This window comes from Arthrobacter sp. FW306-06-A (genome assembly GCF_021870055.1).
GTDB lineage: Bacteria > Actinomycetota > Actinomycetes > Actinomycetales > Micrococcaceae > Arthrobacter.
Genome location: NZ_CP084552.1, coordinates 479,857 through 491,410, shown reverse-complemented (window position 1 = coordinate 491,410; position 11,554 = coordinate 479,857). Strand labels below are relative to the sequence as shown.

The window sequence follows — 11,554 nt, the reverse complement described above, 5'->3', positions numbered from 1 at the left end:
ACTGCCGGCAATGCCGGCAGGAACACAATCCGCCCCCGGCCGGCGAACCTGCGCACGTGCCGCCGCCGCCCGATCGGCAGCCGGCCTCCTGGCAGCCGGCCTCGCCCTCTCCGTTGCAATCCTCCCGGCCCATGCCGTGCCGAGTCCGAATGGCCCCGGCACCAACAGCGCTGGTTCCAACGGCACCGGCATAAAAGGCAACGGGTCCGTGTCCGCCCTCCATTCGCTCCGCGGTCCGGTGACCGACGAGAACTTCTACTTCGTCATGGCGGACAGGTTCAGCAACGGCAGCACCGCCAACGACCAGGGCGGGCTGGGCCCGGACCCCATGGTTTCCGGTTTCGACCCGACGAAGAAGGGCTTCTACAACGGCGGGGACCTGGCCGGCCTGCGCAGCAAGATCGACTACATCCAGGGCCTGGGCACCACCTCCATCTGGCTGACCCCCAGCTTCAAGAACAAAGCCGTCCAGCCTGAGGACAAGTCGGCCGGCTACCACGGCTACTGGATCACCGACTTCACCCAGATCGATCCGCACCTTGGCACCAATGACGAACTCAAAAGCCTCATCGACGAAGCCCACGCCCGCGGCATGAAGGTGTACTTCGACATCATCACCAACCACACAGCGGACGTCATCGGCTACCAGGAGGGCGACCGCAAGGGCTACGTGTCCAAGGACGCCGTCCCCTACAAGACGGCCTCCGGCGAAGCATTCGATGACCGCGACTACGCAGGCACCGGAACCTTCCCCAAGCTCGACGCGAACACCTCGTTCCCCTACAAGCCCGTCCTGGCCCCCGGGGAGGAGAACCTTAAGGTTCCGGCCTGGCTGAACGACCCCACGCTTTACCACAACCGCGGCGATACCACCTTCACCGCGGAGGACTCCATGTACGGGGACTTCTTCGGCCTCGATGACCTCTTCACCGAAAACCCCACCGTTGTGCATGGCATGGAGGACATCTACAAGTCCTGGATCGGTGACTTCGGCGTGGACGGTTTCCGCATCGACACCATGAAGCACGTCAACAATGAGTTCTGGCAGGAATTCGGCCCCAACATCCTCAGCTACGCCAAGGAACACGGCAAAGACGAGTTCTTCATGTTCGGCGAGGTCTTCGACACCAGCAAGAGCTTCACCTCGCAGTTCACCACCCGCAACAAGATGCAGGCGGTCCTGGACTTCCCCTTCCAGGACGCGGCCCGCAACTTCGCCTCCAAGAGCCAGGACGCCAAGGCGCTGCAGGCCTTCTTCGCCGGAGACGACTGGTACACCGACGCCGACTCCAACGTCTACGAACTGCCCACCTTCCTGGGCAACCATGACATGGGCCGCATCGGCAGCTTCATCGCGCAGGACAATCCCGCCGCCACCGATGCCGAGAAGGTGGCCCGGGACGAACTGGCCCACGAGCTGATGTACTTCTCCCGCGGCAACCCGGTGGTCTACTACGGCGACGAACAGGGCTTCACCGGCCCCGGCGGTGACCAGGATGCGCGCCAGACGCTCTTCGCCAGCAAGGTGCCGGACTACCTTGACGACGACCTGCTGGGCACGGACGCCACCCACGCCACCGACAACTTCAACCCGGACCACCCGCTCTACGCCAAGATCAAGGAACTGGCGGCCCTCACCAAGGAACACCCGGCCCTGCGCAACGGCGCCCACCAGCACCGCTACGCCTCCGACGGGCCCGGCATCTACGCCTTCTCCCGCACTGACGCGCAGGACCAGCGCGAATACGTGGTGGCCCTGAACAACAGCGCACAGCCGCAGACGGCGCAGGTCCCCACCTACATCGCGAAGCGCAGCTACACGCGCATCTACGGCCAGGGCGCAGACGAGGTGAAGACCTCGGACGACGCGAAACTGACCGTGACCGTGCCGCCGCTCTCCGCCGCCGTCTACGAATCCTCCGGACGGATCCCGCACTCCAAGGCAGCCCCCGCCGTCGCCCTCCAGCAGCCCGCCGCCGCCCAAGGTGACAACGGGCGCATCAACGTAACGGCCGACGTCGACGGTGCTTCGTTCTACGAGGTCACCTTTGAAGCAAGGACGGCAGGCGGAGATTGGCAGCCGATCGGCACCGACGACACCGCACCGTACCAGGTGTTCCACGACGTGGCGGCCCTGGACGCCGGCACCCCGCTGGAGTACCGCGCCACGGTGCTGGACAACGGCGGCCACACCGCCACCAGCCAGAGCCGCTCAGCAAGCGTCCCCGCCCCCGTCCTGACCCTGCAGAAGCCCGCCGAGGGCAGCAGCGTGGAAGGCAAAGTCGAACTGAGCGCCACCGCTGATCCGGAGAAGGCCAGCCATGTGGTGTCGTTCGAGCGCAGCGTCAACGGCGGGGAATGGACCGCAGTGGGCACTGACTCGTCGTCGCCCGTCTACTCGGCGACCGATGACGTGTCCGCGCTGGCGGATGGCACGAAAGTCCAGTACCGGGCCGCCATGACCGGCACGGGCTTCAGCGTCACCAGCGGGACGAGGACGGTCACTGTAGGCCAGGCCCCTCAGCCCGACTCGGTCACGGTTGCCGGATCGCTCAACCAGGCAATGGGCTGCAGCGCCCAATGGGATCCGGCCTGCCCGCAGGCAAAGATGGTCCTTGACCCGGCAGACCGCATCTGGCGCCTGACCGTAGACCTCCCGAGCGGGAAGTACGAATACAAGGCCGCGCTTAACGGCAGCTGGGACGAAAACTACGGCGCGGATGGCCAGCTCAACGGGCAGAACATCGTGCTGGACCACCCCGGCGGGCGCGTCACCTTCCGTTACGACAACAGCACCCACCTGCTCAGCGCCGTATACGCCTCGCAGCAACCGGGCGCCGTCGCGGTGGCCGGGAGCATGGACAGCGAACTGGGCTGCGCCTCGGACTGGGAGCCGTCCTGCACCCAGGCACAGCTGGTGCTCGACCCGGCGGACCTCGTCTGGAAACTAACCGTGCCGGATCTCCCGGCAGGAAGCTACGAGTTCAAGGCGGCGCTCAACAAATCGTGGGACGTGAGCTACGGGGCGGGAGGCGCAACGCCTGGGGCCAACATCGTCTTTAAGCACGACGGCGGTCCGGCCACCTTCCGGTACGACCACTTCACGCACGTGATCACCGCAGGCTAGCTCCAGCCCCGAAACAAACACCGTGGCCCCGCCGCTTCCAGGAGCGGCGGGGCCACGGTGTTTTCACGTCCGCTTAGGGCCCGGACAGGTCATTGGCGGTGCATTGCTCCCTCGACCGCCGCGAGCAGTGCATTGAACCGCTTGTTGCCGGGAAGGTCGTCAAGGTAGACCGGTTTGCCGTCCGGGCCGCCCAGCGGAACCTGCCAGTTGGGATACAGCTCCTCCGTGATGCCGGGCTGGTTCTGGACCCGCCGCTCCCCCACCGCATCCACCAAGGCCACCCCGAGCAGTACCGACGGCGCCTGGGCAAGCAGGAGGTGCAGTGCCTCGATGGCGTGTTCCTCCGTTGCCTGCCCGGTCGCGCTCCCGGGAGCGCCCTCGGAAAGGTAACCGCGCTCGCGCAGCAGGGCGAACATCTTCTCCAACGAGGCGTTATGTTCGGCGCGTTCTTCCTCCTCGGACCGTTCCAGCAGCCCCAGCCTGCTCCGCAGCCCCACGTGGTCCCCGGCGAGGTAGCCGGCGGTGGGCGGAAGGTCGTGGGTGTTCACACTGGCCAGCGCCTGCGTCCGGTACTTTTCGGGCGCAAGGGGTGAGTCGCCGTCGTACTCAAACCAAAGGATGGACGTGCCCAGGATGCCGCGGGCCGCGAGGTAATCACGCACCCACGGCTCGAAGGTGCCCAGGTCCTCGCCAATCACTACGGCCCCGGCCCTGTGCGCCTCCAGGGCGAGGATGCCGATCAGGGCCTCGTGGTCATAGCGGACGTAGGCGCCGTCCCCTGGAGCGTTCCCCATGGGAATCCACCAGAGCCGGAACAGGCCAAGGATGTGGTCCACGCGGATGCCCCCGGCGTGCCGGAGCACGTTGGCCAGCATGTTGCGGAACGGCTGGTAGCCGGCTTCCGCCAGCCGGGCGGGGTGCCACGGCGGCTGGCCCCAGTCCTGGCCCTGCTGGTTGTACATGTCCGGCGGGGCGCCCACGCTGGTGTTGGGGGCCAGCACGCCGCGCAGTGTCCAGGCGTCGGCGCTGCTGTGGTCCACACCAACGGCGAGGTCGTGCACCACGCCGAGCCGCATCCCGGACCGCAGCGCGGTGCGTTGGGCGTTCTCCAGCTGCTCGTCGCAGATCCATTGCAGCCAGCGGTGGAACCCGATCCGGTCCGCCAGCTTCTCCCGGAGCGCCTCCGCCTCGGGCGTCCCAATGGCGTACGCAGGGTCCTTCCAGAGCGGATCGCCGGGTGCGAGGTCCTCGCGGATGGCGGACCAGAGCGCAAAATCCTCCAGTCCGCTGCCGGAGAGGCGGCAGAATTCATCGAAGGCGGCCTGCCGGGCGGGTGATCGGCGCGTGTGGTACAGCATTTCCAGGGCCTGTAGCTTCGCTGCGTACACGGCGTCCCGGTCCAGCCGGGCACCTTCCTTGTTCAGCCCTGCCGCTTCCTCATGGAGCTTTTCCAGCGCCGCACGTTTCCGCGGACGCAGGTATGCCAGTTCGGGGATGGCCTCGATGCGGATGTACAGCGGGTTGAAAAACCGGCGGGTGGACGGCGAGTAGGGCGAGGGCTGGACGGGCGGCACCGGCTCCGCCGCATGGAGCGGGTTGACCAGGACGTAGTCCGCGCCGCGGGCGCCGCTGATCGCGGCCAGGTCTGCGAGGTCGGAAAAGTCACCGATGCCCCACGACCGCTTTGAACGGACGGAATACAGCTGCGTGGCCAGGCCCCAGCCGCGGCGCTCCTCCAGCGGCTTCGCCGTGGCCAGCCGTGCCGGCGTCACCACCAGGGTTGCGGTGGCAGTGGCGCCTTCCGACTCCGCGTGCAGGGTATGCCAGCCCAAAGGCAGATCCTCGGGAAGGCAGAAGGTGGCACGTCCTGTCGAGACGCCGTCGACGTCCCGGGGCTGTACCCAGACGTCTTGCTGGACCGCCTCCCGCAGCCCGGCTCCCGCTTCGAGCGTGACGGTTAGGCGCGTGGTGGCGCCGTCCCGGACGTGGACCGGCACCTGCGCGGGTTCGCCCTGCTTGATGACGACGGCGGGCGGCAGCATCCGTCGCCACGGCGCCAGTTCCGCCTCGGCCAGCGCAGCCTCGATGTGCTGGTTGGTACGGGCGTCAACGCCCAGGGCGGCGAGCACCTTGACCAGAGTCGATTCCGCAACGGAGTGGGGAAGCCCGTCCCACCCCTGGAAGGACGTACCCACGCGGTGTGCGTCGGCCAGTTGCTGCAGCAGGTGCGGATCCACGTGTTCAGGGCCAGCGGCGGGAGGGTCAGCGGGCATGGCTGGCCGTGGTGCGTGCTGCTGGTCTGAAGCCGTCATGGGTGTCCGCCTCGTCTGTGATGGTCCCGGAACTTACAGTGCTGCTGTTGTTGTACCCGGGCGCTGACACCCCCATGCACAACCGTTGGTTCAGATTATTGCAGGGCGGCGCGGAGGCGAAACCCGGGCTGCACGCAGGCGGGTCGGGACATGCGCACAGATTTACGGATCAAAGTGCGTGCTCACCGCGCCGTCGCTGACGCGGCCAATAATGTCACCGGCCAGGTCCCGCAGCTTCTGGTTCCGGTGGCTGGACGCCTTGGTGAGCAGGGCCATGGCCTCCTCCTGGGAACAGCGGTTCTGCGCCATGATCACCCCGCACGCCATGTCGATGGTGGTGCGGCTTGCCATGGCGGCCTTGAGGTCATCCGCCAGGTTCTGCGCGTCCGCGATCCGCAGGGACAACCGCAACGCCCGGCCGGCCAGGTCCGCGAACCCTTCCGCCCGCTGGACGACGTTTGGGGAGAACACATCCGGCTCCGCCGCGAAGAAGTTCAGGGCGGCCGCCTGGTGTTCGTCGAGGGCGAGCGGAACTCCCAGCGCGCTGCGGCAGCCGTTCTCGGCAAGGACTAACTGGTACGCGGGCCACCGGGTATCGGTCCGCACATCGGACAGGACCATCGGCTTCATGGCATCCAGTGACGCGATGCAGGGTCCGTCCCCCAGAGCCTGTTCCAGTTTGTCCAGGACGACGGCCCGTTCGCTGCTGCCTGCGATGGTAACGGTGCGTTTACGGCGGCGGAGCGTCACCCCGCACTCGATGAAGACACCACCAGTATCACTGAGCGTTGAAGCGGCAACCGCAGAGAGCTCAGTCAGGAAGTCAGCCACGTTGCTGCTGCCAATGATGAGGTCGTGCAGTTGGACGAACTCATCGCCACTTGTAGGGGTACTCATGCCTCAATATAAGCGCTGTCGGCAGCTGTTTGGGCGCCACAAAACGTCATTCCCGCGGCCCCGGTTACTTCATGCGACGAAAAGCGAAGGACTAAGGCGGAATTCTGTAGCGGCCTGCCGAATCTGTGTAGCCTCGTGACGACCCCAGGGCACGGCAACCAGATGGAGGAGACCGCGGATGAGCCTCAGCGAACTGCGGGTGTTCGGACGGTCGGGCACCCCCATCAGTCCCCTCACCCTTGGCACCATGAACTTCGGTGAGGGAACCGGCCCCCAGGGCGCCCCCACCGGTGCGGAGGAGAGCATCCGCATCATACACGCCGCGCTGGACGCCGGCATCACGTCGATCGACACCGCGGACGTCTACTCGCAGGGCGAGTCTGAGCAGGTGGTGGGCCGGGCGCTCCGCGGCCGCCGGGACGACGTCTTCCTGGCAACCAAGTTCCACGGCCAGATGAGCCCCAATCCCGCGCATTCCGGGAACTCCCGGCGCTGGATCACCCAGGCTGTGGAGGGCAGCCTGCGCCGGCTCCAGACAGACCGGATCGACCTCTACCAGGCACACCGGCCGGACTACAACACCGACGTCCTGGAAACCATCACCGCCCTCAATGACCTGATCCGCCAGGGCAAGATCCTGTACTACGGCACCTCGGTGTTCACGCCCGCGCAGCTTGTCGAGGCCCAGTGGCTGGCCACCACCAACCACCTGATCCCGCCGCTGGGCAACCAGGTCCCGTACTCCATGCTGGTCCGTGGCAATGAGCGGGACGTCCTGCCCATCGCGCAGCAGTACGGGCTGGGGGTGCTTGCCTATGGCCCGCTGGCTGGCGGCTGGTTGTCCGGCAGCTTCGTCCTGGAGTCGGGCAAGCCGCCCACCCGGGTGCACACCTTGCCGGGCCGGTACGACATCTCCGGGCCCGCCAGTGAACGGAAACTGCTTGCCGCAGACTCGTTGGCCCGCTTGGCGGACAAGCTGGAGCTGTCCCTGGTGGACCTGGCCGTGGGCTTTGCCCTGACCCACCCCGCCATCAGCAGCGTGATCATCGGCCCGCGCAGCGAGGAACACCTCAACGCATATCTCCGCGCGGCGAAAGTCCGGCTGGGCGAGTCCGTCCTGGACGCCATCGACGACCTGGTGCCGCCGGGCACCAACTTCGTGGAGCGGGACGCGGGCGCCATTGTCCCCTCGATCGAGTTCGCGGAACTACGACGGCGGTAGCCGGGTTGGCGGGGACGGCACCCAAGGAGCGGCGAACCCGCATAGCCGCCGGCCGCCGTCGTACCCTGCCTGCCACAGCCTGCCTGATCCCTCGCCATCCGCCTGCCTATGATGGCTGGGATGGAAACCCTGTTCACGGTAGGTCACGGCACCGCCTCCCAGGCGGACTTCACCGCGCTGCTGGGGAGCGCGGGGGTGACATCGCTGGTGGACGTGCGGATTGGGCCCGGCAGCCGCAAGCATCCGCACTTCGGCAAGGACATGATGGCGGAATGGCTGCCCGACGCGGGCATCGGCTACCGCTGGGAGAAACGGCTGGGCGGGTTCCGGAAGCTGCTCCCGGACTCACCCGATACTGCCCTCCGGAACGAATCGTTCCGCGCCTACGCCGGTTACATGCGCACAGGGGACTTCCTGGCCGCCGCTGCAGAACTCGTTGCCGGCTCGCAGGCGGCGCGGACCGCGATCATGTGCAGCGAAACAGTCTGGTGGCGCTGCCACCGCCGGCTCATTTCCGATCATTGCCTCCTGCTGGCCGGCCTGCCCGTCGAGCACCTGATGCCGCCGGGCAAGGCGGTTCCGCATGTACCCACCAAGGGCGTGCGGGTAATGGGGGATGAACTGCGCTACGACGTGGCCGGGTAACACCGGCGCGCGGGGGCCCGGCTCACTGCCTCTGGTGCTATTGACTAACCGGTAGAACACTCCTACGGTCAATATCGATACCGCCTCCCAGGGAAACAGGGGCCTGCCATGCCGATGTCCGATGAGGAACGACGCCTGCTCAAGGAACTGGAACTGGGACTGATCGCGGATGATCCCCACCTGGCCATGGAGCTGCTGTCCGGCTATCCCGCACGCCGTTTTCCCTCCGGACTGTTCCCTGGAATGGCAGCGGCCCTGATCGGCGTGGTGCTCATCATCGCCGGGGCGGGGCTCCCTGCGCCCGGAGCGGTGGTGCTAGGGATTCTGTTGCTGGGGCTCGGCGCCTGCCTGCTGCTGGGCCCCACTGTGCTGGCCCGAAGCGCTGGGCGCCAGCCCACCGGCTGACAGTTTTGGTCCAACGCGCCCCGGCCCCGGGCGGGGCCTCTTCCGCCGCGGCGTGAGGATGAACAGGCTGGCCAGGACAACGGCGGCGCCAAGCCAGCCAAGTGCCGGAAGCCGTTCGCCCACCACGAGCACCGCCAGGACGGCGGCCACGACCGTTTCGAGCAGGGAAATGCTGGTGGCTGTGCTCGCCCCGACCTGCGCAAGGCCCCAGCCAAACAAAAGGTACCCGGCAAACATCGGGACCACCGCCATGTAGGCACCCACACCGACGCTGCGCCAGGACTCCAGCAGCGGGCCGCCCGTTGCCGCGAGGACCGGCATCAAGAGGAGCCCGCCCAGCCCGAACACCGCACCCATGGCGGCCCTAGCGGTGAGCCCTTGGCCGGTCAGCCGGTGGGCGGCCCAGGAGTACAGGGCATAGGTGCTGCCGGCCAGCAGCCCCAGGAGGATGCCCGCCGTCGAGGTCCACGGATCGCCGCCCGCCCCTGTGGAGGCTGATTCCGCCGGTGCGTGCCCGGCGAAGGACAGCAAAGCCGCCCCGCCGACTCCCAATAGGGCTCCGAGAACCCATTGCCGGCTCAGGGGTTTCCGGTCCCCGAAGCGTTCGATGAGGGCCGCCGCCACCGGAGCGGAGCCAATAGAGACAACGGTTCCCACGGCTACGCCGGACAGGTGCATCGAGGTGTAAAAGGCCAACGGGTAGACAGCCACGGCCACCGCACCAAGCGACACCAGGCGCCACCGCTCCAGCAGGGCGGCCGAATGGCGCGCTAAATGACGGGCCGCGTAAAGGGCCTGCAGCAAACCGCCCAGGCCCATCGCCGCAGCGCCGATGGCCAGCGGGCTCACGCCTGGGGCGAAAGTAGCAGCGGTACCAGTGGTGCCCCAGAGGACCGATGCGGCCACTACGGCCAGGGCACCCCAGAGTTGGGCCTTCGGGTGGTTTTGCCTGCCGCTCACAGGGCATCCAGCAGTTGCCCGGCGATGTGCCGCGCCTCCTTCAGGCGTGCGCCGGTTCCTTCCAGGCCTGCCCTGGCCATGGCGCCTTCGAGCAGGAACGCCAGGTGAGCGGCGGTTACCCGCGTCCGTTCCTGCTGTCCGGGCAGCAGGGTGGCCACATTTTCCGCGAGGAGTTGCTGCACCTCCTCCTTGTGGCGGCGCACCGCGACCCTGCCCGGATCCCCGGCGGGCAGCTCCGCTGCGGCATTGAGGAGCCCACAGCCCCGGAACCCGTGCTGGTATGCGACGTTGGCGTGGTCCAGGTACGCATCGAAGATTGCCAGCACCTGTTCACGCGGGGTGTGGGCCGATTCCAGCCTCTTGCGGTAGAGCCCCAGCCATTCCCCGTGCCGGGCTTCGAGGTAACCCGCCACCAGGTCTGCCTTGGAGCTGAAGTTGTTGTAGAGACTCTTCTTGGCAACGCCCGCTTCGGCGGTGATGGTATCGATTCCGGTAGCGGCCACGCCGTTCGCATAGAAAAGGCGGGCAGCCGCCTCAAGCAGCAGCTCCCGGGCGGGGCGCCGCGGCCGTGCCGCAACGCCGGTGGAAGGGGTGACCGGAACGCCTGCAGCAGTCACGGGACTCCTTGGGTAGTAGGTATACCAGTCTACCTACTACCCGGGATCGGGGCGCGGTCACCACCACGCGGCGGCCAACCACCGTATTCATTCTTAGAATGAGGTCCTCGGAAATCCACCCGCGGCCATGGGAATTAGTTGCGCGCGTCCTGCGTTGTGGATCTGTTCAGAACAATCTGGGCACCGAATCCTGGACAGGAGAACACACCACATGTCAGTTGACTACGACGCTCCGCGGGTGACTCCCGAGGAAGAGCCGAACGTCGCCCTGGAGGAGCTCAAGTCCGATAAGTCCGGCCGCCGGGAGGCCGCTCCCGACATGGACGAAACGGACCTCGCGGACAGCTTTGAGCTGCCCGGCGCTGACCTCTCCAACGAGGAGCTCCTCATCCAGGTGGTCCCGGTGCAGGCAGACGAATTCACCTGTATGTCCTGCTTCCTGGTCCACCACCGCAGCCAGTTGGCGCGGGAGAAAGACGGCAAGAAGTACTGCAAGGAATGTGAGGGCTAGCAGGGGGACGGCGGCTTGCCGGCAGAGGTTGAACCTGACGCCGCGTCAGGTCCTACGGTTGGCGGTATGGAAGATCGGGACGAGCGCATCTGGAGCATTGGCGAACTGGCTGCCGCAACCGGCGTCACCGTCAGGGCGCTGCACCACTACGAAAGCATCGGCCTCCTCCGGGCAAGCGTCCGGACCTCTTCAGGCCACCGCCGCTACACGGAGCAGGACCTGAGGCGCCTCTACGGCATCCGAACCCTGCGGAGCCTGGGGGTGCCGCTTGGTGGGATCGCTGCAGCGTTGGACGGGGCCGACGGCGGGGACGCGGAGTCGCTGCCAAGGCTGTTGCTGCGCCAGCTCAACGCCTTGGGCGAGCAAGCCCTGCAGCTGGAGCAGCTCCAGCGGACCATCAGGGATCTGCTGGGACGCCTTACCGATCACGGGGATGCCGGCCCCGCCTACTTCACCACTGTCTTGGAAAGGATGAACATGTTTGAGAACTACTTCACCGAGGACCAACGACGGGAACTCGACGAGCGGCGCGGCCAGCTCGGGCAAGAAACAACCGATCAATCAAGAACCGAGTGGGTGGGCCTGGTCGACGAAGGCCTGCGCCAGGTCGACGGCGGCGTCCCGGCCAACAGCCCGGAGGCCAGGGAGCTGGTTCACCGCTGGGATGAACTGGGTTCCAGGTTCCACAGCAGCGAGGGCACCAAAGCCGCCGCCCGCAGCATGTGGAACGGGAACAGCGCCGAACTGAGCCGGCCGCTTCCTTGGAGTGCGGACCAGCTGCAGGCACTGATGGCACACCTGCAGGAAGCCCGCGCCGCCGGCCAGGCCGCCGCCGGGTCCGTCAGCTGACGGGTTCCC

10 protein-coding genes are annotated in these 11,554 nt (G+C 67.0%); 6 read left to right on the top strand and 4 right to left on the bottom strand.

Annotated elements, in window-relative coordinates:
- The first annotated feature begins 10 nt into the window (after positions 1 to 10).
- The gene (locus tag LFT49_RS02460; protein ID WP_373462224.1) at positions 11 to 3,127 is read left to right on the top strand and encodes an alpha-amylase family glycosyl hydrolase; all 3,117 of its coding nucleotides are present in this window, start codon (positions 11 to 13) and stop codon (positions 3,125 to 3,127) included.
- Between the two features lie 89 nt (positions 3,128 to 3,216).
- On the opposite strand, the gene malQ is transcribed toward LFT49_RS02460, so the two are convergent.
- The gene (gene malQ, locus LFT49_RS02455) at positions 3,217 to 5,439 is read right to left on the bottom strand and encodes a 4-alpha-glucanotransferase (RefSeq protein ID WP_237429651.1); all 2,223 of its coding nucleotides are present in this window, start codon (positions 5,437 to 5,439) and stop codon (positions 3,217 to 3,219) included.
- A gap of 162 nt (positions 5,440 to 5,601) precedes the next feature.
- Positions 5,602 to 6,336 carry a GAF and ANTAR domain-containing protein gene (locus tag LFT49_RS02450; protein ID WP_237429650.1) on the bottom strand — a complete coding sequence of 245 codons (735 nt, stop codon included), beginning with the start codon at positions 6,334 to 6,336 and terminating at the stop codon, positions 5,602 to 5,604.
- A 178-nt stretch (positions 6,337 to 6,514) separates the two neighbouring features.
- On the opposite strand from LFT49_RS02450, the gene LFT49_RS02445 reads away from it, so the two are divergent.
- The 3 genes from LFT49_RS02445 (at position 6,515) to LFT49_RS02435 (ending at position 8,608) form a co-directional block, all read left to right on the top strand.
- The gene (locus LFT49_RS02445; protein ID WP_237429649.1) at positions 6,515 to 7,558 is read left to right on the top strand and encodes an aldo/keto reductase; all 1,044 of its coding nucleotides are present in this window, start codon (positions 6,515 to 6,517) and stop codon (positions 7,556 to 7,558) included.
- Between the two features lie 120 nt (positions 7,559 to 7,678).
- A complete protein-coding gene (locus LFT49_RS02440; protein ID WP_236800721.1) occupies positions 7,679 to 8,203 on the top strand; it encodes a DUF488 domain-containing protein in 525 nt (174 codons plus the stop codon).
- A 108-nt stretch (positions 8,204 to 8,311) separates the two neighbouring features.
- Entirely contained in the window at positions 8,312 to 8,608 is a 297-nt protein-coding gene (locus LFT49_RS02435) for a DUF3040 domain-containing protein (RefSeq protein WP_236800720.1), read from the top strand.
- Here LFT49_RS02435 and LFT49_RS02430 read toward each other — a convergent pair.
- Together LFT49_RS02430 and LFT49_RS02425 are read right to left on the bottom strand one after the other, a co-directional pair.
- Entirely contained in the window at positions 8,519 to 9,568 is a 1,050-nt protein-coding gene (locus tag LFT49_RS02430) for a DMT family transporter (RefSeq protein WP_236800719.1), read from the bottom strand. The two genes, LFT49_RS02435 and LFT49_RS02430, sit on opposite strands and share 90 nt — an antisense overlap.
- The gene (locus LFT49_RS02425) at positions 9,565 to 10,185 is read right to left on the bottom strand and encodes a TetR/AcrR family transcriptional regulator (RefSeq protein ID WP_236800718.1); all 621 of its coding nucleotides are present in this window, start codon (positions 10,183 to 10,185) and stop codon (positions 9,565 to 9,567) included. Before LFT49_RS02425 ends, LFT49_RS02430 begins: the two co-directional genes overlap by 4 nt.
- Before the next feature lie 211 nt (positions 10,186 to 10,396).
- Here LFT49_RS02425 and LFT49_RS02420 point away from each other — a divergent pair, with 211 nt between their 5' ends.
- Together LFT49_RS02420 and LFT49_RS02415 are read left to right on the top strand one after the other, a co-directional pair.
- The gene (locus LFT49_RS02420; protein ID WP_018772148.1) at positions 10,397 to 10,696 is read left to right on the top strand and encodes a DUF4193 domain-containing protein; all 300 of its coding nucleotides are present in this window, start codon (positions 10,397 to 10,399) and stop codon (positions 10,694 to 10,696) included.
- Positions 10,697 to 10,762: 66 nt separating this feature from the next.
- Entirely contained in the window at positions 10,763 to 11,545 is a 783-nt protein-coding gene (locus LFT49_RS02415) for a MerR family transcriptional regulator (protein ID WP_236800717.1), read from the top strand.
- The last annotated feature ends 9 nt before the right edge of the window (positions 11,546 to 11,554 follow it).

Excerpts from the sequence above, each read along its gene's own strand:
- LFT49_RS02460 (WP_373462224.1), top strand. The coding sequence starts at position 11 with ATGCCGGCAGGAACACAATCCGCCCCCGGCCGGCGAACCTGCGCACGT.
- malQ (WP_237429651.1), bottom strand. The coding sequence starts at position 5,439 with ATGACGGCTTCAGACCAGCAGCACGCACCACGGCCAGCCATGCCCGCT.
- LFT49_RS02450 (WP_237429650.1), bottom strand. The coding sequence starts at position 6,336 with ATGAGTACCCCTACAAGTGGCGATGAGTTCGTCCAACTGCACGACCTC.
- LFT49_RS02445 (WP_237429649.1), top strand. The coding sequence starts at position 6,515 with ATGAGCCTCAGCGAACTGCGGGTGTTCGGACGGTCGGGCACCCCCATC.
- LFT49_RS02440 (WP_236800721.1), top strand. The coding sequence starts at position 7,679 with ATGGAAACCCTGTTCACGGTAGGTCACGGCACCGCCTCCCAGGCGGAC.
- LFT49_RS02435 (WP_236800720.1), top strand. The coding sequence starts at position 8,312 with ATGCCGATGTCCGATGAGGAACGACGCCTGCTCAAGGAACTGGAACTG.
- LFT49_RS02420 (WP_018772148.1), top strand. The coding sequence starts at position 10,397 with ATGTCAGTTGACTACGACGCTCCGCGGGTGACTCCCGAGGAAGAGCCG.
- LFT49_RS02415 (WP_236800717.1), top strand. The coding sequence starts at position 10,763 with ATGGAAGATCGGGACGAGCGCATCTGGAGCATTGGCGAACTGGCTGCC.